Origin of the sequence: Microbacterium sp. PM5, from assembly GCF_003293595.1 — a bacterium.
Taxonomy (GTDB): Bacteria; Actinomycetota; Actinomycetes; order Actinomycetales; family Microbacteriaceae; genus Microbacterium.
Genome location: NZ_CP022162.1, coordinates 1436693 through 1457160 on the forward strand (window position 1 = coordinate 1436693; position 20468 = coordinate 1457160).

Genomic DNA, 20468 nt, shown 5'->3' on the forward strand with positions numbered 1-20468 from the left:
GGAAGGACGAATCGTGCAGATCAGGAACTCCTCGGACTGGCGCGATGCCCTCCCCTTCGAGCTGCCGGTTTCCGCAGCGGAGGCCGTGCCTGGCGATGCCACGCGATGCTCCGGCTGCGGTCCCACGAGCGAGCCGTGGCCGCGCGAGGCGCTGTGGGTGGTGAAGCACCGGCATCCGACCAACCCCGCCGGTTTCGTGCGCTTCTACTGCGCCGATCACAAGCCGGCCGCGAAAATGGCTCCGGCCGCCGCGGCGGCGCCCGAACGCGCTCGCCGCACGCGGGCTGCCGCCGGTTCTGCTGCGCCGCGCAAGGCACCCGCCCCGATCATCCCCGAGCGCGAGGCCGTCCTCTGCCCCGACTGCTTCGTACAGGTTCCCGCCACGGGAGTTTGTGGCATGTGCGGCGCTCGCGTCGGCTGACGCCTGGCCACCATCCCCGGCTTCGGCGCCGGCAACGCGTCGCCATCGATACGTGATCTCCGGCAGGATGACGCCATGGATGCGAATCGACGGAACAAACTGGCTCTCGCCACCGCTGGAACGGCGGTCGTGGCGGTCTACGCGGCCTGGGCGGCGATCCACATCCTGATCGTGAACCCGCTCGCCGCGATGCCCGGGCATACGGTCGGTGAGATACACGACACGATGACGGCGGCCAAGCAGTGGTCGGGGCCGCTCCGCGTCTACATCACCCTCGCTATCGGCCCCGTCCTCGCGATCGCCGCGCTCATCATCACCGTCCGCCGCAGCGATCTCTCCGTCGCCTCGATCGTGAGCGTCTACCTCGCGCTCATCGTGCTCGGCGCCCCTGGCTATTTCTGGGCATCGTTCGATATCGGCATGGGGATGGCCGACACATTCCAGATCAACGGCGGCGACTACTCGCCGTGGGCCGCACCACTGTACGCCCTGAGCTTCGCGACGCTCGTCGCACTGATCGCCGTCGGCGCGTCGGACCTGCTTCGCCGTCGGCGCCGGCAACGCGTCGCCGGCGCCAGCCGCTAGCATCGCGGCATGGTCGTCCTGCACCGCCTCACCCCGGCCATGGATGGGGCGCGGAGAGCGGTCCTGCTGCCCGGGCGCGGATACACGGCGCAGGCGCCCCTGCTCTCATGGAGCGGATTGCTGCTCGCCGAGGAGGGGTGGGACGTCTACGCCGTCGAGTGGACGGATGCCGCGGCCGAAGATCCGGCGGTGTTCCTCCACAGAGCCTGGGCAGAGGTGACGGCAATGCTCGACGGCGTCCCCGATCTCGTCGTCGCCAAGTCGCTCGGCACTTTCGCCGCGCCCCTGGCGATCGCCGCCGGCATCCCGGGCATCTGGCTGACACCGCTGGTGCGTCACGACGTCGTCGCGGATGCGCTGGGTGCGGCATCCGAGGATCATCTCGTCGTGGCGGGAACCGCGGATACCGCGTGGCGCCGAGACCTCATCGCCGGCACACGAGCTGCCGTCACCGAGGTCGCCGACGCCGACCACGGCCTGCTGATCGCGGGCGATTGGCGTGCCTCGTACGCCGCTCATCAGGCGGTTTTCGGCCGCGTTTCGGCCCACGTCGCCGCCCTACCGCCGATCTGAGCACCGACGGATGCCGCGGCCGCCTCAGACCGAGAAGTACTTCGCTTCGGGGTGGTGGAAGACGAACGCGTCGGTGGACTGCTCGGGGTGCAGCTGCAGCTCGTCGCTGAGTTCGACGCCCATGCGCTCCGGACGCAGCAGTTCCACGACCTTGCGGCGATCCTCCATGTCGGGGCACGCCGGGTAGCCGAGCGAGAACCGCGCGCCGCGGTAGTCGAGCGCGAAGAGGCCGGCGGTGTCGGTAGGGTCCTCCGCGGCGAAGCCGAGCTCGGCGCGGATGCGCGCGTGCCAGATCTCGGCGAGCGCCTCGGTCAGCTGCATGACCAAGCCGTTGAGCTCGTAGTAGTCGCGATAGCGGTCTTCGGCGAACAGCTTCGCGGTCACGGCGTCGATCGCCCCGCCGGCGGTCACGAGCTGCACGGGCAGGACGTCGACCTGGCCCGACTCGCGCGCGCGCACGAAGTCGGCGAGGTTCAGGTGGCGGTCGCGCCGCTGCCGCGGGAAGTGGAAGCGCAGGCGGTCGGCTCCGAGCGGGCCGCCCGAGCCGCCATCGGGTGCGAGCAGCCCCGCTCTCCCCAGCACACCCGACGGGTCGTCGCCGTGGTGGAGCACCACGATGTCATCACCCTCCGACACGACGGGGAAATACCCGTAGGCGACCGAGGCGTCGAGCATGCGCTCGGCGAGGATCCGGTCGAGCCAGTACCGCAGCCGCGGGCGCCCCTCGGTCTCGACGAGCTGCTCGTACGACAGTGCGCCCTCGCCGCGTCCGGGCCTGAGCCCCCACTGCCCCATGAAGGTCGCCCGCTCGTCGAGGAACGCGGCGTAGTCGGCGAGCGCGATACCGCGGACGATGCGCGTGCCCCAGAAGGGCGGTGCGGGCACCGGGTTGTCAGATGCCACGTCCGACCGCGCCGGCATCGCCTCGGGCTCGGTGAGGGTCAAGCGTGACCCCGCAGCGTGGATGCGCTTCTTCAGCGGCGGCAGGCCGACGGCATCCGGAGCCTCGCCGCGCGCGACGCGCACGAGCGGCTTCATGAGGGCGAGCCCCTCGAACGCATCCTTCGCGTAGCGCACTTCACCCTCGAACAGTTCGGCGAGGTCCTGCTCGACGTATGCGCGGGTGAGAGCCGCGCCGCCGAGGATCACCGGCCACCTCGTGCCGAGGCCTCGGGCCATGAGCTCCTCGAGGTTCTCCTTCATCACGACGGTGGACTTCACGAGCAGGCCGCTCATGCCGATGACGTCGGCATCGTGCTCCTCGGCGGCGGCGATGATGTCGGCGATCGGCTGCTTGATGCCGAGGTTGATGACGGTGTAGCCGTTGTTGGTGAGGATGATGTCGACGAGGTTCTTGCCGATGTCGTGCACGTCGCCGCGCACGGTCGCCAGCACGATCGTGCCCTTGCCGGCCTCGTCGGTCTTCTCCATGTGCGGCTCGAGCAGGGCGACCGCGGTCTTCATGACCTCGGCGGACTGCAGCACGAACGGCAGCTGCATCTGCCCCGACCCGAACCGTTCGCCGACGACCTTCATGCCCTCCAGCAGGTGGTCGTTGATGATCTGCAGCGGCGTGAGGGCGGGCGCCTCCGGACCGCCCGCGCGCGCCAGATCGAGGTCGGCCTCGAGCCCTTTCAACTCGCCGTCGATGATCCGACGCTCCAGCCGCTCGCCGACAGGAAGCGCGGCCAGCTCGGCGGCGCGCTGGTCGCGCAGGGCCGCGGTGTCGACCCCGGCGAACAGGTCGAGCATCGTCGCGAGCGGATCGTAGGTGAGGGTGCCGTCGGCATCCCATTCGCGCCGATCCCAGACGAGGTCCAGCGCGACCGTGCGCTGCTCGTCGGGGAGCGAGGCCAGCGGCACGATCTTCGCAGCGTCGATGATGCCGCTGGTCAGCCCCGCCTGCGTCGCTTCGTGCAGGAACACCGAGTTCAGCACAGAGCGGGCGGCGGGGTTGAGACCGAACGAGACGTTCGAGACGCCGAGCGTCGTGTTGATGCCCGGGTATTTCGCGACGAGGGCCCGGATCGCCTCGATCGTCTCGATGGCATCGCGGCGGGTCTCCTCCTGGCCCGTCGCGATCGGGAACGTGAGGCAGTCGACGATGATGTCCTCGACCCGCATGCCCCACACGCCGACGAGCTCGTCGACGAGGCGCGACGCGATGCGCAGCTTGTCTTCGGCCGTGCGCGCCTGACCCTGCTCGTCGATGGTCAGCGCGATCACGGCGGTGCCGTGCTCCTTGACGAGCGGCATGATGCGCCCGAAGCGGGATGCCGGGCCGTCGCCGTCCTCGTAGTTCACGGAATTGACGACGGGCCGGCCGCCGATCAGCTCGAGGCCCGCCTGGATGACGGCCGGCTCGGTCGAGTCGATCACGAGAGGAAGAGTGGATGCCGAGGCGAACCGCGACACGACCTCGCGGATGTCCGCAACGCCGTCGCGGCCGACGTAGTCGACGCACACGTCGAGCAGGTGCGCACCGACGCGGATCTGCCCGCGTGCGATCTCGACGCAGTCGTCCCACCGAGCCTCGAGCATCGCTTCGCGGAAAGCCTTCGACCCGTTCGCGTTGGTCCGCTCCCCGATCGCGAGGTAGCTGGCATCCTGCCGGAACGGCACGTGCTGATACAGCGACGCGACGCCGGGCTCCGTCTCGATCGCCGGTGTCAGCGAGACACCGTTCTCGCGCCGAGACACCGGTGCCCGGGCGGTGTCTCGGTGCCCGGGCGGTGTCTCGCGGTCAGGGGGAGGGGACGCGACGGCGAGATGGCCGACCCGCTCCACGACGGCGGCCAGGTGCTCCGGCGTCGTGCCGCAGCATCCACCGATGAGGCCGATGCCGAACTCGCGGACGAACTGCTCGTGCGCGCTCGCGAGTTCCGCGGGCGTCAGGGGATAGTGGGCGCCGTCGGCGGTGAGCACCGGGAGCCCCGCGTTGGGCATGCACGCGATCGTCACCGACGAGTGCTTCGACAGGTGGCGCAGGTGCTCGCTCATCTCGGCGGGGCCCGTCGCACAGTTCAGGCCGATCGCATCGACGCCGAGCGGCTCCAGTGCGGTGAGCGCCGCACCGATCTCCGAACCCATGAGCATGGTGCCGGTGGTCTCGACCGTCACCTCGACGAAGATCGGCAGACGGATGCCGCGGGCCACGATCGCCTGCTTGCAGCCGTTGATCGCCGCCTTCGTCTGCAGGAGGTCCTGGCTGGTCTCGACGAGGAAGGCATCGGCTCCCCCGTCGATGAGGCCCTCCGCCTGCAGCGCAAAGGTCTCCTTGAGGTGCGCGTAGGTCGTGTGACCGAGGCTCGGCAGCTTCGTGCCCGGGCCCATCGACCCGAGCACCCAGCGCATGCGACCGTCGGCGCTCTCGGCAGCCTCGGCGCGTTCCCGCGCGATCCGCGCGCCGGCGCCAGCGAGCTCCGCGATGCGGTCGTCGATGCCATAGTCGGACAGGTTCGACCAGTTCGCACCGAACGTGTTCGTCTCCACGGCGTCCACGCCGACGGCGAAGTAGGCGTCGTGGATCTCGCCGACCACGTCGGGCCGCGTGAGGTTGAGGATCTCGTTGCAGCCCTCGAGTCCCTGGAAGTCGGTGTCGACCTGCAACTCGTGGCGCTGCAGCATGGTTCCCATCGCACCGTCGGCGATGACCACCCGCTCCGACAGGGCGCCCAGCAGCGCCTGCGCGCGAGCGGTGCGGGGCACTCCGTCGATGTCGAGCGCGAAGCGGCCGGTGGGCGCGAGGGAAGCGGTCACCGCCCGATTGTCCCACGGCTGTCCGGCACCGGCGCGGCGCGGCAGGATAGGGGCATGAGTCTGCCCCGCGTCGCCGATCTCCTCGCCACGGCGCACGTCGTCTCGCTGCCCCTCGTCACGCGCTTCCGCGGCGTCGAGCACCGCGAGGCGGTGCTGTTCGAAGGTCCCGAAGGCTGGACGGAGTTCTCACCGTTCCTCGAGTACGACGACGCGGAGGCCGCCGTCTGGCTGGCGGCCGCGATCGACTACGGCTGGCATCGTCAGCCCGCGCCGGTGCGCGATCGCGTGCCGGTGAACGCGACCGTGCCTGCCGTGGCCGCCGATGACGTGCCGAGTGTTCTCGCCCGCTTCGACGGGTGCCGCACGGCGAAGGTCAAGGTCGCAGAGACCGGGCAGACGCTCGCAGACGACGTCGCGCGAGTCCGCGCGGTGCGCGCGACCATGGGGCCCGAGGGCCGGGTGAGGGTCGACGCCAACGGGGGCTGGAACGTCGATGAAGCCGAACACGCGGCCCATGCCCTGGCCGCGTTCGATCTGGAGTACCTCGAGCAGCCCTGCGCGTCGATCGACGAGCTCTCCGAGCTGCGCGAACGCCTCGCCGACTGGGACCTGCCCATCGCCGCCGACGAATCCGTACGCAAGGCCGTCGATCCGCTGGCCGTCGCGCGCGCCGGGGCAGCCGACCTCCTCGTCGTCAAGGCGCAGCCGCTCGGCGGCGTCGCCCGCGCCCTGTCGATCGTCGACGAGGCGGGGCTTGCCGCCGTGGTCTCCAGCGCCCTCGATACGAGCGTCGGACTCGCGATGGGGGCAGCCCTCGCCGCCGCCCTGCCGGATCTCCCCTACGACTGCGGCCTCGGCACCGCGTCGCTGCTCGCCGCCGACGTCACGCGCGCACCTCTCCGGCCCGTCGACGGCAGCCTGCCGGTCGGCCGGGTGACACCGGATGCCGCGCTCCTGGCCCGCCACGCGGCATCCGCCGACCGTCGCGCCTGGTGGCTCGAGCGGCTCGAGCGCTGCGCCGCACAGCTCTAGGAGGTCGAGGAGCCGCTAGGAGCGGAACGCGGCCGCGCCGCCGTCGGAGACGAGCGCCGGCACTAGGGCTTCGATCCGGCGACGCAGGTCGTCCGTGATGCTGTCGGAGGACTTGCCCTCCAGCGTCGCCGTCGTGCAGGTCTCGTTCGAGACATCGAGGAGCACGCGCGCCGCGTCGCGCACCGGCATCCGCAGGGTGAGACCGTAGGTCGCGACGATGTGCTGCAGAAAGCCCTCGATGCGTTCGAGCACGCGGCGCTGCAGGGTGAGGAAGGCCTCGGCCAGACGCTGGTCACGCAGAGCCTGCGCGCGGATCTCGGTCAGCAGGTGCGGATCCATTTCCTCGCCGAACGGGGCTCCGAGATGGCCGACGAGATCGGAGATGTCGATCTGGCCATCGGCGGAGAGGCGCTGCACGCGACTCTCCACCGCGTCCAGCTTGGCGTCCGACAGTCGCGTGACGAGCGCCAGGAACAGCTCGTCCTTCGTCTCGAAGTTGGAGTAGAACGCGCCGCGCGTGAAGCCGGCCCGCTCGCAGATCGCCTCCACCGAAGCGGCATCCATGCCCACCTCCGAGAAGACCTCGTGAGCGGCATCCAGCAGTCGAGCGCGGGTCTGCTCCCGGCGCTGGCTGGGCGGGCGGGCGGCATCCGTGTGGTCGGCGATGTCGGTCACGGTCCCTCCCTCCCTCGACAACGGCGCCGCCGCCGTTGTCGCGTCTCAGTTCACATCGAGTGCTCAGGATTGCGCGAATCCCTGCTCTTAGGATACATCTGTGTATCGGATACAGCGGTGTATCGAACATTCCCTGTCCGTCACTGTCCCGAACGTCTGAACCGGAGCACCCCGTGTCCACACTTCTGTTTTCGCTCGGCCGCTGGTCGTACCGCCACTCCTGGCGCGTCCTCGTGTCGTGGCTGCTGCTGCTCGGCGTGATCGGCGGTGCCGTCGGGGTGGGTGTCGCCACGGGCGCCGTGAAGGGGTTCGACAACTCCTTCTCCATTCCGGGGACGGAGGGCCAGGAAGGCCTGGAGCTCCTCAACCGCACCTTCCCCCAGGCAGCCGGCACCAGCGCGCAGTACGTGATCGTGGCGGCGCCCGGTCAACACGTCGACGACGAGCCCTACAGCGGCCAGATCGCGACCGCCGTCACGGATCTCGGAAAGCTCGACGGGGTGCTGGCGGTCACGGATCCGTTCAACAAGAACGTGACCGGCATGGTCAGCGACGACGGCCAGGCCGCGCTCATCCGCCTGCAGTTCGAGGGCACCGTCACCAACGTCCCCGCCGCCACGAAGACCGCCTTGCAGGACATGGCCACCAGTCTCGGCGCAGCCCTCCCCGCGGGGTCGACGGTCGTGGTCGGCGGCGACCTGTTCTCGACCTCGCTGCCCAGCCTGTCGGTGACGGAGATCATCGGCGTGCTCGTGGCGCTGTTCGTCCTCATCGTCACGTTCCGATCCCTCGCCGTCGCCTGGTTCCCCCTCGTCAGCGCGATCATCGGCGTGATCCTCTCCGTCGTACTGATCTTCGCCTCGACGGCCTTTGCGACGGTCTCCTCCACCACTCCGATGCTCGCGATCATGCTCGGATTGGCCGTCGGCATCGACTACGCCCTGTTCATCGTCGCGCGACATCAGGATCAGGTGCGCGCCGGCATCGACCCTGAAGAGTCGGCCGCACGCGCGACCGGCACCGCCGGCTCCGCCGTCATGTTCGCCGGCGTCACGGTGCTGATCGCGCTCGTCGGCCTGGGCTTCGCCGGCATCCCCTTCCTCACCACGATGGGCCTGGCCGCCGCGGGCGCCGTCGCCGTCGCCGTCGCGGTCGCGGTCACCCTCACTCCGGCCCTCCTCGGCTTCGCGAAGGGCCGTGTCGCCGGGTGGCCGCGGGGTCTCGGGCGCGGCATCCCGCTCGGGCGGCGTCGCCGCGCGGCGCGTACGCGCGAGGATGCCGAGAACAGCGCCGCACCGGTGGCGTCGGCAGCGCCGAAGAAGACGAACCCGTGGGTGGCGCTCGTCACCCGGCATCCGGTGGTCAGCGCCCTGTCGGTGATCGTGGTGCTCGGCGTCGCGGCGATTCCCGCATCGAGTCTGCAGCTCGCGCTGCCGAACGCCGGCATGCAGCCGGCGTCGAGCGAGGCGCGACAGGCCTACGACCTGACCGCCGAGCACTTCGGTCCGGGCGCCAACGGGCCGCTCATCCTCACCGGCACGATCGTCACCTCGACCGACCCGCTGACGCTCATGGCCGACTTGAAAGCCGACGTCGAGAAGATCCCGGGCGTGAAGACGGTCGCCCTCGCGACCCCGAACCAGACCGCCGACACCGGACTCGTCCAGATCGTGCCGACCACGGCACCGGATGCCCCGCAGACGGCCGACCTCGTGCGGGAGCTGCGTGCCCACCACGACGAATGGCTGCAGAAGTACGGCATCGACCTCAAGGTCACCGGCTTCACGGCGATCGCGATCGACATCTCCGACCGTCTGGGCGCCGCCCTGGTGCCGTTCGGCCTGTTCGTGGTCGGCCTGTCGTTCATCCTGCTGATGATCGTGTTCCGCTCGATCTGGGTGCCGCTGAAGGCGACCCTCGGCTACCTGCTGTCGATCCTCGCCGCCTTCGGCGCGGTCGCGGCGGTGTTCGAGTGGGGCTGGCTGGCCGACGCGCTGCACGTCACGCGGACCGGGCCGGTGATCAGCTTCATGCCGATCATCCTCATGGGCGTGCTGTTCGGGCTCGCCATGGACTACGAAGTGTTCCTCGTCTCGCGCATGCGTGAGGACTACGTGCACACCCGCCGCGCTCGCGGCGGACGAGCCGATCGGCAGACGGCCGTCGGCGCCGTGCGCAGCGGGTTCACGGCGTCGGCGCGCGTGGTGACGGCCGCCGCGGTCATCATGTTCGCGGTCTTCGCGGCCTTCATTCCCGAAGGCGATACGTCGATCAAACCGATCGCGCTCGGGCTCGCCGTCGGCATCGCCGTCGACGCCTTCCTGGTGCGCATGACGCTCGGGCCGGCCATCATGGCGCTGCTGGGCGAGAAGGCCTGGTGGATGCCGAGGTGGCTCGACCGCGCACTGCCGCACTTCGACATCGAGGGCGAAGCCGTCGAGCGCGAGCTCGCCCTGACCGCGTGGCCGGAGCCCGGCTACACCGGCGCGCTGGCAGCGGACGAGCTGTCCGTGCGCGTCGAGGGCGGCTCGGGCGTCGGTGACATCACGCTCTTCCATGCCGAGTCCATCCGGCTCGAGCAGGGCGGCACGCTCCTGGCGACCGCGGCCGACCCGCGCGCCGGTCGCGCCTTCGTCCTCACCGTCGCCGGTCGGGTCGATCCCAGCGAGGGGCGCCTGCGTGTCGCGGGCCACCTGCTGCCCGGACGCGGCGCCTGGGTGCGCGCGCACGTCGGCGTCGCGCTGCTCGACGGTGCCGCCGCGCCCCTCACGGAGCTGCGGCGAGCGCTCGCCGGCGGAACCACCACGGTCGCCATCGACGGTCTCGACACCCTGAACGGAGCCGATCGCGATCAGGCCGCCGCGCTGCTGCGCGATGCGCAGGAGCGCGCCGCAGCCCGCACCGCCCGCGGCGGCGCTCCGACCCATCCGCTCACCATCGTCGCCTCCGCCCGTCGCGAGGGCCCCGCCCTCGACGTGCTCGCCGACGCCCATCGCCAGAGCGTGACCGCACTGGCGCTCACCACCGGCACCGCCGACTCTCCCACGCAGGTGATCTCCGCATGACTCTCTCCCTCGAACGCGCCCGCTCCCGTCGCCCCGTCACCTGGCTCACCCTGCTCGGGGTACTCCTGCTGCCCGTGCTGATCGGCGGCATCCTGCTCGCGGCGCTCTACAACCCCACCGAGCGTCTCGACAACGTCCGTGCCGCGATCGTCAACAACGACAAGCCGGTCACGATCAACGGGCAGACCGCGCCGTTGGGGCGCCAGCTCACCGCCGGCCTGGTGGAGGGCTCCCCCGATGTGCCCAGCAACCTCGACTGGGTGATCTCCAACACCGACGATGCGGCCACGGGCCTCGCCGACGGCAGCTATGACGCCGTGATCACGATTCCGGAGAACTTCTCCGCCGCGGCGACCTCGACCGCACCGGGCAAGACGCCCGAGAAGGCCACCATCCAGGTGCAGACCGCGCCGGACGGCCGCGTCGTCGACGCAGCGATCACCGCGACGATCACGCAGACGGCGGCATCCGTGTTCGGCAGCGCCGTCTCCGAGCAGTACCTGACGAATGTGCTCATGGGGTTCACGAACCTGCACGACCAGCTCGGCCAGGCCGCCAGCGGCGCCGACCAGCTCGCGAGCGGCGCGCAGCAGGCGGCCACCGGCGCCGCACAGCTGCCCGGCGGTGCCACCGCGCTCGCCTCGGGCGCGGGGCAGCTCGGCACCGGGGCGAGCGAGCTGTCGTCGGGGCTCGACAAGCTGACGACCGGCGCCAACGATTCCGCGGCGGGAGCCGGCCAGCTCGCCGATGGGCTGACACAGCTGTCCGCGCAGTTCACCTCCACGGATCCGAAAACTTTCGGCGGCACGGTGTCGACCACGGCGCAGTACGCGTCGGCGGCAGCGTCCGCGACCCAGAAGCTCGCGGGCACGTACCAGGAGCTGCTCGTCGCGAACCACTGCATCCCACCGCAGACGCCGACGACGCCGGAACAGGGTGCCGTCTGCGTCGCGCTGAGCTCATTGGCCGACGGTGTCACGCAATCGGCAACCAACGCGGGCTACGCGGCGGGGTACGCGAACGGCCTGAAGAACGAAGCCGTCCCCGAGACGGTCAAGGGAGTGAACCAGCTCGCCGGCGGTGCGCAGTCCTTGCAGTCCGGCCTCGGCCAGCTCGCGGGCGGCATCGGCCAGGCGGCCACCGGCGCCACCGGACTGTCCACGGGCGCCTCGCAGCTCGCCGACGGCGCCACGCAGGTCGCCGACGGTGCGAGCCAGCTCAGCACCGGCGTGAACCAGCTCGCCACCGGGTCCAGCTCGCTGGCGCAGGGTCTGGACTCGGCGGTGTCGCAGATCCCGACGTACTCGCAGCAGCAGGCCGATGCGACCGCCAAGGTCGTGGCGAACCCGGTGAGCGCGGACGGCATCGGCACCAACCTCTTCGGTGCATCCGCGATCCCGCTCCTGGCGATGCTCGCGCTGTGGTTCGGAGGCCTCGGGTCGTTCATCGCGCTTCAGGCCGTGCCGCGGCACGCGCTGAGCTCGCGGCGGCCGTCGGTGCTCCTGGCGCTGCGCAGTCTCGCCCCGGCCGCCGGCATCGGAGCAGCCCAGGGTCTGCTCGTCGCGGGAGTCGCCCAGATCGCGGCGAACTACGACGCCGGCACCTGGTTCGCGTTCGCCGGCCTCGCCGTCGTCGCCGGTGTCTCGTTCGCGGCGGTCAACCAGGCGCTGGTCGCGGTCTTCGGGGGCGCCGGCCGCTGGATCTCGACGCTCGTCGGGGTGCTCGCGGTGGCGACCGGGATCGTCTCAACGATCCCCGGCGTGCTCGCCTCCATCGCGGGAGTCATGCCCACCGCCCCCGCCTACACCGCACTGCTGGCGGCGATCACTCCCGCCGGCGGCCTCGGTGCGGGACTCGCCGGCATGATCGCGTGGGCGGCACTGGCGTTCGTCGCCACGACGATCGCGGTGACCCGCCGCCGGACGGCGAACACCCGGGCGCTGCTCGCGGCATCCCCCGCCCTGGCCTGACCCCGCCCCCGCGCCACAAAACGGCTCGCGCTGCGACAACATCCGCAGCGCGAGCCGTTTTCTGCAGCTCACACCGGCCCGGCGACCGTGCGGACGTCTCCGTCCGGGCGCCCGCGGCGCGGGCTCAGTTCAGGCCGCTGTAGACGTGCAGGCCCTTGAAGAACAGGTTCACGATCGTGAAGTTGAACATCACCGCGGCGAAGCCGACGATGGACAGCCACGCCGAACGGGTGCCTCGCCAGCCGCGGGTCGCCCGCGCGTGGATGTAACCGGCGTAGAGCACCCAGATGACGAAGGTCCACACTTCCTTCGTGTCGAAGCCCCAGTAGCGTCCCCACGCGTCGTTGGCCCAGATCGATCCGGCGATGAGGGTGAAGGTCCAGAAGATGAAGCCGATGATCGTGAAGCGGTAGGCCAGCGCCTCCAGGACGTCGCCGGCCGGCAGCGTCCGCAGGAAGCGCAGGCCGCGGCGGCGCGGCGCGGCGGCGGCGGCCTCGTCCGATGCGGACAACGCCGCGATCGCCAGCCGCTCCCGGCGGGTCTGCATCAGCTGCAGCACCGACAGCGCGAAAGCGAGCGCGAACAGCGCCGTCGCGAGTGACGCCACGAACACGTGGATCACGAGCCACACGCTCTTCAGCGGATCCGAGAGGGGAACGACGGCGGTGTAGAACCAGATCACGGTGCCGCCGAGCAGCACGACGACGAGCCCGGTGATGAAGGTGCCGAGGAAGCGCAGGTCGTACTTGAACAGCACGACCAGGTAGACGGCGACGATCAGCATCGTGCCGGTGAGGGCGAACTCGTACATGTTCGACCACGGCACGCGGCCCGAGGCGACGCCGCGCAGCACGTCGCCGGCGACGTGGAAGAGGAAGCCGAGCACCGTCAGCGACGTGCCGATGCGCGCCCACAGGTATCGCGTGCGACGAGCCAGCGGCGCCTCCAGCTCCGCCTTGGCCGCCTGCTGCTCGGCCCGCATCTCATCGAGAGACCCGCCGAGCGCGGTCGACCCGGATGCCGAGATGCCCGCGACCGCGCCGACCAGCTCGCGCTGCTTCGCGGCATCCTTCTGCTGAATGGCGATGTCGGAGCGGCGTCCGAGGTCGATCGCGTAGGCGATGAACGCGAGCGCGTAGATCGCGACCGCGGTCCAGACGAGGAGCCGGGAGATTTCGTCGAGAGGGAGGCCGTCGGGCATGACGATCAGTCTACGTCGGCGTGCTGTGGCCCGGACCGGTCACGACCGGCCGGGGCCGCCGGCCCGACCCTCGGATGCCGCGACCGCTTCGCCCGCCGACCCGGCCGTGCCCGCGGCATCCATGGCGGTGCCGTGGTCGCGGACGAGGTCGGCGACGGCGACCGCGATCGCGGGGTCCTCGCCGCGGGCGAGACCTGCGTACTCGAGGTGCACCACACCGTCACCCGGCGTGGCCTTCACCCACATGCGCCGGCGCGGGATGAACAGCGCCGCGAGCAGTCCCGTCAGGGCGACGATCGCGAAGCCGAGCACCCACGGCGCGCCGACGTCGCGGTGGATCGACAGGGACACGTAGCGCTTGACCTGTTCGCGTGCTCCGCTGGCGGTCGCGTCGTCGAACGTGATCGTGCCGAGACCGTTCGGCAGATCGACGGTCTGCCCCGGCGCCAGCTCGAGCGAGGGGACGTCGATCTTGCGGCCCGTCAGCTGCGTCATGCCGCTGACATCCAGCGCGTAGACGTTGCGGGGCGTGCCGTCGTCGATGCCGAGGTCGCCCGTGTACACGTCGAGGGTGAGCACGGGGTTCGCCAGCGACGGGTAGTACGACGTCAGCGCACCGGTGTCCATCTTGACCGCCGTCGGATAGAAGAAGCCGACGAGCCCGACCTGCTGCGACAGCCCGTCGGGGACCTTGACGACCCCGAGCGAGGTCATCGTCGCGCCCTGCGGCAGGAACTCGACGTCTTCGTGCAGCACGACGTCGCCCGCGGGGTTTCGCACCGTGATGGTCGGCGCGTAGCCGTTGCCCATGAGGTAGACGCGGTCGCCGGCCATGTCGATGGGATGGTTGACCCGCACGGTCTGCTGCTGCGGGTCGTGTCCCGGCTCGCGGGTGGTGAGGTTCGCGGCGAAGTCCCCGGCCTGCCCCTGACCGGCCTGCCCGATGGGCACGTAATTCACGTCGAAGCTGTCGAGGGTGAGCGAATACGGCGGCAGCGCGTTCGTGTCGACGAAGCGACCGGGGTTGAACGAGGTGTAGCCGAGGCCGAGGGAGTTGACGAAGCTGTCGCCTTCGACGATGACGGTCTGGCCCGTATAGGTGAGCCCCCCGCCGACACCGACCGAGATGAGCACGCCGACGAGCGCGGCATGGAAGACGAGGTTGCCGGTCTCACGGGCGTAGCCGCGTTCGGCCGACACGGATGCCGTCGCGGGCCGCTTCGCCGTCGCGGCGGTGTCGTAGCGCTCGACGCGGTAGCCGGCTTTGCGCAGCTGGGCCTGGGCGAGCTCGACCGCGGCGACGGCGGCCGCCTCGGCATCCTGCCCCGGGGCGACGATGCGCTCCGCCTCGGCGTGATCGTCGAGTCGCGACAGGCGCGCAGGCGTGCGCGGCGGGCGGGCACGCAGCGCGTTGAAGTGGTGCTTGGTGCGCGGGATCACGCAGCCGATCAGCGAGATGAACAGCAGGATGTAGATCGCCGAGAACCACACCGACGAGTACACGTCGAACAGCTGCAGACCGTCGAGGATCGGGAACAGGCCCGGGTTGTCGGTCTTGTACTGCAGCACGCCGTTGGGGTCGGCGGTGCGCTGGGGCACGATCGAACCCGGAATCGCCGCGATCGCGAGCAGCAGCAGCAGCACGAGCGCCGTGCGCATGCTCGTCAGCTGCCGCCAGCCCCACCGCAGCCAGCCGATCACGCCCAGCTGCGGCTGGGCGATGGCGGCGGGCGTCGCGGCATCCGCGTGGTCGGCCGGACGCAGCGGATCGCTGGTGCCCGTGCCGTCAGAGCGGGAGTTCGACACCGCCGATCACCCCCGTGAGCTGCGACATCGCCGCGGTCCAGAGCCCGGTGACCATGAGCAGCCCGAGCACGATCAGAAGCACGCCGCCGATGATGTTGACGGCGCGGATGTGGCGACGCAGGAACGCCACCGAGCGGGTCGCCCAGCCGAAGCCCACCGCGAGCAGCAGGAACGGGATGCCGAGTCCCAGCGAATACGCGACGGCGAGCAGCACCGCGCGGGTCGGGTCGGCCTGGGTGAGGGAGATCGAGAGGATCGCCGCGTAGGTCGGGCCGATGCACGGCGCCCAGCCGATGCCCATCGCCACGCCCAGCAGCGGCGCGCCGACCAGTCCCAGACCGCTGCGCACCTGCGGCTTCATCGTGCGCTGCGCGAAGCCGAACAGCCCGAGGAAGACGAGGCCCATGATGATCACGACGACGCCCAGCACGCGCGTGAGCACCTCGCCGTACTGGAGGAAGAAGCGGCCGAGGGTTCCGGCGAGCACCCCCATCGCGACGAAGACGACCGTGAACCCGGCGATGAACAGCACCACCCCCAGCAGCAACCGGCCGCGGCCGGTGCGCGTCGGACGACCGCTGCGGCTGCCGGCTCCCCCGGAGGCGCCGCCGAGGAACCCGAGGTAGCCGGGCACGAGCGGCAGCACGCACGGCGACAGGAACGACACGAGACCCGCGAGCATCGCGATGGGGATCGCGAGCCAGAGCGCGCCGCTGAAGACGACGTCGCTCACGTGGTCTCCGCGACGACGTCGTTGATGATCGTCTTGAGGATCGACTCGCTCTCGACGCGGCCGATGAATCGCGCCGCGACGCGGCCCTGCCGATCGAGCACGAGGGTGATCGGCACGGACTGCAGCGGCGTCCACGACGCGAACGCGAGCTTGAGGTCGGCGTCGTCCTTGGCGAGCAGCGACGGGTAGGTGATGTTGTACTTCTCGTCGAACGCCTTCGCGCCCTCGGGCCCGTCGTAGATGTTCACGCCGAGGAACTCGGCACCGGCCGGCTGTACCGCCTGGTAGGCGCTCTCGAGCGTCGGCGCCTCCGCGCGGCAGGGGCCGCAGTTGGCGTACCAGAAGTTGAGGACCAGCACCTTGTCGGCGTAGTCGGCGTTCGTCACCGTGGCCCCGTCGACCGCGGTGCCGCTGAACGAGACCGCACCGCCGCGGTCGCCGGGGGCGATCTCCTGCACACTGCCGTCGCCGGAGATGTAGCCCTTGCCGTCGCCCTGCTTGTACTGGTTCGCGAGGTCGTCATTCGCGCTGCTGCATCCCGCCAAGCCCGCGCCGAGCGCCAGGGCGAGAAGGGATGCCGCCAGCCGCGCGGTCGTCCGATGCTTCATACCGCTCCCACATCCACCGCGTGAGCCGTCGTGGCCGGCTCGACGTAGTCGACTTCGCGCCAGCGGCCGCCGGCGCGTTCGAAACTCGTGATGCTCGACAGGGCGCAGCGGCGCTTGCGCGGATCGTGACGCAGCGGCTGAGCGGCCACCGAGAGATGCGTGACCCAGATCGGCAGCTGATGGGAGACGATGACGACGTCGCCACCGTCGGCGTCGTTCCAGGCTTCGCTCATCGCGGCATCCATGCGGGCGACGACCTGCGCATACGGCTCACCCCAGCTGGGGATCTCGGGACGCGCGAGATACCGCCAGTTGAGGGGGTTGAGCACCGCGCGCGTCATGCGCTTGCCCTCGAAGACGTTGGTCGGCTCGATGACGCGCTCGTCGATGATCGGGTCGAGCGCGAAGGCCTCGGCGAAAGGCTCGGCCGACTCCTGGGTGCGCTGCAGCGGCGAGGCGTAGAGGGCGCTCACCGGCCGGCCCGATCCCTGCACATAGGCGGCGGCGCTGCGAGCCATCTCACGCCCGGCGGCACTCAACCGGAAGTTCGGAAGTCGCCCATACAGCACCCGCCCGGGATTGTGGACCTCGCCGTGGCGCACGAGGTGGAGGCGGTCAGCGGGCACCCCGCCAGTCTACGCGGGGCACATCTGTGGCCGGGCTGAGAGCGGAACCGCCCCGGGGGCTCCGTGTCAGGCCGGGTCGCTGTCGGCCGACGCGCCGCGCAGCTGGCGCACGCGGTTCACGGTGAACCAGACGAGGGCCGTCGCCGCGACCGCGATCACCGCGTACTGCAGCACGCCCGCGTACTCCTCGACGATGTGCCACTGATCGCCCAGCAGGTAGCCGGACAGGACGAAGACGGCGTTCCAGATGAACGATCCCGCCAAGGTCAGCAGGCCGAAGCGCCACAGCGGCATGCGCGTGACGCCCGCAGGGATCGAGATGAGGCTCCGGAAGATCGGCAGCATGCGCCCGAAGAAGACGGCCTTGCCCCCGTGCCGCTGGAACCAGGCGACGGTGCGGTCGACGTCCTCGACCTTGAGCAGCGGCATCCGTCGCACAAGCGCGCGGAGGCGATCGATGCCGAGCCACGCGCCCAGAGCGTAGAGCGCGAAGGCGCCCGCGACCGAGCCGGCGGTGGTCCACGCCAGCGCCTCGAACAGCGAGAACGAGCCGCGGGCGGCGGCCAAGCCCGCCATCGGCAGGATGACCTCGCTGGGCAGCGGCGGGAACAGGTTCTCGAGCGCGATCGCCAGCCCTGCGCCCGGGGCGCCGATGAGGTTCATGAGGCCGACGACGGCATCGACGAGCGCGGTGAGCCAGGAGCCGTCGGATGCCATCGCCATAGCTCGACGGTAGCGAGCAGTGGTGACCGTTGCCTGGACGGATGCCGGGTGCGGGGCTCCGCGTAGACTGGTGCCTCGTGAGTGAACGCACCCTCGTCAGCCAGCTGCAGTCCCGCGAAGACGGCACCGTCACGGTGTCCGGATGGGTGGAGACCGTCCGCGATCAGAAGAAGGTGCAGTTCGTCATCCTGCGCGACGAGACCGGCGCGGTCCAGCTCGTCAACCCGGCGACGCGCCCCGACCCCGATGGCGCCGAACAGGATGCCGCGGCCCTCGCGCTCACGGCCCTCATCTCCGAGTTGTCGACCGGCACCTTCCTCACCGTCACGGGTGAGCTCAAGCACGACGAGCGCGTCAAACTCGGCGGCGTCGAGATCAAGATCGCCACCCTCGTCATCGCCGCCGCGGCCCTGCCCGAGACGCCGATCGCCGCCGACAGCGGCCTCGACAAGCGCATGGACTGGCGCTTCATCGACCTGCGCCAACGTCGCAACAACCTGGTCTTCCGCATCCAGACGACGCTCGAGCACGCGATGCGCTCGTACTGGATCGAGCGCGACTACGTCGAGATCCACTCCCCCAAGCTCATGTCCACCCCGGCCGAGGGCAACGCCGAGCTGTTCGCGCTCGAGTACTTCGGCGACCAGACGGCCTACCTCGCGCAGAGCCCGCAGCACTTCAAGCAGATGGCACAGGCGGCCGGCTTCGGCAAGGTGTTCGAGATCGGCGACGTCTTCCGCGCCGACCCCAGCTTCACCAGCCGCCACGCGACCGAGTTCACCTCGATCGACGCCGAGATCAGCTGGATCGACTCGTACGAGGACGTCGCGGCGATGCAGGAGGAGCTCCTTGCCGCTGCTTTCCAGGCCGTCAAGGACAAGCACGGCGACGAGATCGCCGAGCTGTTCGGCATCGACGTCGTCGTGCCGACGCTCCCCTTCCCGCGCATCCCGCTGGCCGAAGCCCGCGAGATCGTGAAGGCCCGCGGCTACGACATCCCCCGCACCGACGGCGACCTCGACCCCGAGGGCGAGCGCCAGATCTCGGCGCATGTGCGGGAGACCTTCGGGCACCAGTTCGTGTTCATCACCGACTACCACCCCGAGATCCGCCCGTTCTACCACATGCGCAACCCCGAGACCGGACTGACCAACAGCTACGACCTGCTGTTCCAGGGCACCGAGATCACGACCGGCGCGCAGCGCGAGCACCGCATCGACGTGCTGGAGGCGCAGGCGCTCGAGAAGGGCCTGTCGCTGGAAGGACTCGAGCACTACCTCGACTTCTTCCGCTACGGCATCCCGCCCCACGGCGGCTTCGGCATGGGTCTCGCGCGCGTGCTGATGCTCATGCTCGGCCAGGACTCCATCCGCGAGGTCACCTTCCTCTTCCGCGGGCCGACGCGCCTGGCTCCCTGACCGGGAGTTCGAGCCGGAGTTGCTTCGTACCCGGGGGCCGCGCCTAGCCTGGATGCTCCCCCGCCGAAGGAGACCTCCATGTGGGACAACTGGCTCGAACTCGCCATCGCGGTGGCCATCGCGGTGGTCGCGGCGTTGCTGTTCACCGTCGCGACCACGCTGATCGTTCGCCTCATGGCGCGGCGCGCCGACTGGCCGACGCGCCTCATCCGTCACGGGCGGCGACCGTTCCGTGTGCTCATCCTGGTGTTCGCACTGTGGATCGCGGTCGCAGTGGTCGTTCCGGGAGACGCCCCGTGGATGCCGCTGCTCAGCCAGCTGTTCACGATCGCCGCAATCCTCGCCAGCGCCTGGCTGCTCGCCGGACTGGTCGCCTTCGCCGGCGACCTGGCGCTGGGCCGCTACCGCATCGACGTCCCGAACAACCGGGTCGCCCGCCGGATCAGAACCCAGGTGCTCATCCTTCGCCGGCTGGCGATCGCGTTGATCGTCATCATCGCGATCGGTGCGATGCTCCTCACCTTCCCCGCCGTCCGCACCGTCGGGGCGAGCCTGCTCGCCTCGGCCGGCATCGCGTCCGTCGTCGCGGGCCTGGCCGCGCAGTCGGTGCTGGCCAACATCTTCGCCGGCGTGCAGCTCGTCTTCAGCGACGCCCTGCGCGTGGACGACGTCGTCGTGGTGGAGGGCGAGTGGGGTCGGATCGGGGAGATCACGCTCAGCTACGTCGTCGTCGACATCTGGGACGACCGCCGCCTCGTCCTGCCCTGCACGTACTTCACCACCAAGCCATTCCAGAACTGGACGCGCACCGGCAGCGAACTGCTCGGCTCGGTCGAGCTCGACCTCGACTGGCGCGTATCGCCGGGGCGCATGCGCGAGGAACTCGCGCGGGTTCTCGAGCAGACCCCGCTGTGGGACCGGCGCGCGTCTGTTCTGCAGGTCACCGACGCCACGAACGGATTCATTCGCGTGCGCGTTCTCGTCACGGCGGTTGACGCGCCGACGCTGTTCGACCTTCGCTGCTACGTGCGCGAGCACCTCGTCGACTGGGTGCACCGTGAGACGCCAGGGGCTCTCCCCGTGCAGCGCGTGCTGATCGAGGATGCCGAGACGCCGCCTGCCGCATCGGTACACGACGACGCCGCCGTCGACACGGGATCGACCGGACTGTTCACCGGCTCCCCCGAGGCGGAGGAGCGCGCCCGGGCGTTCACGCAGGCGATCCCCATCGTCTCCGGCACCGGCGACGATTCCGAGCACCCTGGGTGACGAT

At 70.4% G+C, this 20468-nt stretch carries 16 protein-coding genes; 8 read left to right on the top strand and 8 right to left on the bottom strand.

All coding sequences use genetic code 11. The features are described from left to right. The first annotated feature begins 13 nt into the window (after nt 1–13). From CEP17_RS07090 to CEP17_RS07100, 3 genes are all read left to right on the top strand, one after another. Entirely contained in the window at nt 14–421 is a 408-nt protein-coding gene (locus tag CEP17_RS07090) for a glucose-6-phosphate dehydrogenase (protein ID WP_112932895.1), read from the top strand. A 75-nt stretch (nt 422–496) separates the two neighbouring features. Next, on the top strand, nt 497–1006 hold the full coding sequence (locus CEP17_RS07095) for a hypothetical protein (RefSeq protein ID WP_112931745.1): 510 nt from the start codon (nt 497–499) through the stop codon (nt 1004–1006). A gap of 9 nt (nt 1007–1015) precedes the next feature. Beyond that, nucleotides 1016–1579 carry a hypothetical protein gene (locus CEP17_RS07100; protein WP_112931746.1) on the top strand — a complete coding sequence of 188 codons (564 nt, stop codon included), beginning with the start codon at nt 1016–1018 and terminating at the stop codon, nt 1577–1579. A gap of 24 nt (nt 1580–1603) precedes the next feature. On the opposite strand, the gene metH is transcribed toward CEP17_RS07100, so the two are convergent. Continuing rightward, the gene (metH, locus tag CEP17_RS07105; RefSeq protein ID WP_112931747.1) at nt 1604–5338 is read right to left on the bottom strand and encodes a methionine synthase; all 3735 of its coding nucleotides are present in this window, start codon (nt 5336–5338) and stop codon (nt 1604–1606) included. Between the two features lie 54 nt (nt 5339–5392). Here metH and CEP17_RS07110 point away from each other — a divergent pair, with 54 nt between their 5' ends. Then, nucleotides 5393–6370, top strand: coding sequence for an o-succinylbenzoate synthase (locus CEP17_RS07110; protein WP_112931748.1), 978 nt, complete (start codon nt 5393–5395; stop codon nt 6368–6370). 15 nt (nt 6371–6385) lie between these two features. Here CEP17_RS07110 and CEP17_RS07115 read toward each other — a convergent pair whose 3' ends face one another. Next, nucleotides 6386–7045, bottom strand: coding sequence for a TetR/AcrR family transcriptional regulator (locus tag CEP17_RS07115; protein WP_112931749.1), 660 nt, complete (start codon nt 7043–7045; stop codon nt 6386–6388). 173 nt (nt 7046–7218) lie between these two features. On the opposite strand from CEP17_RS07115, the gene CEP17_RS07120 reads away from it, so the two are divergent. Both CEP17_RS07120 and CEP17_RS07125 read left to right on the top strand, forming a co-directional pair. Then, nucleotides 7219–10110 carry an MMPL family transporter gene (locus CEP17_RS07120; protein WP_112931750.1) on the top strand — a complete coding sequence of 964 codons (2892 nt, stop codon included), beginning with the start codon at nt 7219–7221 and terminating at the stop codon, nt 10108–10110. Then, a complete protein-coding gene (locus CEP17_RS07125; protein ID WP_112931751.1) occupies nt 10107–12080 on the top strand; it encodes a YhgE/Pip family protein in 1974 nt (657 codons plus the stop codon). Before CEP17_RS07120 ends, CEP17_RS07125 begins: the two co-directional genes overlap by 4 nt. Nucleotides 12081–12204: 124 nt before the next feature. Here CEP17_RS07125 and ccsB read toward each other — a convergent pair whose 3' ends face one another. The 6 genes from ccsB to CEP17_RS07155 form a co-directional block, all read right to left on the bottom strand. Continuing rightward, complete coding sequence (gene ccsB / locus CEP17_RS07130) at nt 12205–13281, bottom strand: c-type cytochrome biogenesis protein CcsB (RefSeq protein ID WP_112931752.1); 1077 nt, start codon at nt 13279–13281, stop codon at nt 12205–12207. 39 nt (nt 13282–13320) lie between these two features. Beyond that, nucleotides 13321–15087 carry a cytochrome c biogenesis protein ResB gene (locus CEP17_RS07135; protein ID WP_112931753.1) on the bottom strand — a complete coding sequence of 589 codons (1767 nt, stop codon included), beginning with the start codon at nt 15085–15087 and terminating at the stop codon, nt 13321–13323. After that, nucleotides 15068–15820: a cytochrome c biogenesis protein CcdA gene (locus CEP17_RS07140; RefSeq protein WP_112931754.1), complete on the bottom strand. Its 753-nt coding sequence runs from the start codon at nt 15818–15820 to the stop codon at nt 15068–15070. The genes CEP17_RS07135 and CEP17_RS07140 overlap by 20 nt, the downstream gene beginning before the upstream one ends. Continuing rightward, nucleotides 15817–16428 (bottom strand): TlpA disulfide reductase family protein, encoded by a 612-nt coding sequence (locus CEP17_RS07145; RefSeq protein WP_112931755.1) that lies wholly within the window; start codon nt 16426–16428, stop codon nt 15817–15819. The genes CEP17_RS07140 and CEP17_RS07145 overlap by 4 nt, the downstream gene beginning before the upstream one ends. Beyond that, a complete protein-coding gene (locus tag CEP17_RS07150; protein ID WP_112931756.1) occupies nt 16425–17054 on the bottom strand; it encodes a histidine phosphatase family protein in 630 nt (209 codons plus the stop codon). Before CEP17_RS07150 ends, CEP17_RS07145 begins: the two co-directional genes overlap by 4 nt. 66 nt (nt 17055–17120) lie before the next feature. Next, the gene (locus CEP17_RS07155; RefSeq protein WP_039416486.1) at nt 17121–17777 is read right to left on the bottom strand and encodes a DedA family protein; all 657 of its coding nucleotides are present in this window, start codon (nt 17775–17777) and stop codon (nt 17121–17123) included. 77 nt (nt 17778–17854) lie between these two features. On the opposite strand from CEP17_RS07155, the gene aspS reads away from it, so the two are divergent. Together aspS and CEP17_RS07165 are read left to right on the top strand one after the other, a co-directional pair. Then, the gene (gene aspS, locus CEP17_RS07160; protein WP_112931757.1) at nt 17855–19195 is read left to right on the top strand and encodes an aspartate--tRNA(Asn) ligase; all 1341 of its coding nucleotides are present in this window, start codon (nt 17855–17857) and stop codon (nt 19193–19195) included. A gap of 78 nt (nt 19196–19273) precedes the next feature. Beyond that, nucleotides 19274–20464: a mechanosensitive ion channel domain-containing protein gene (locus tag CEP17_RS07165; protein ID WP_112931758.1), complete on the top strand. Its 1191-nt coding sequence runs from the start codon at nt 19274–19276 to the stop codon at nt 20462–20464. Nucleotides 20465–20468 lie beyond the last annotated feature (4 nt).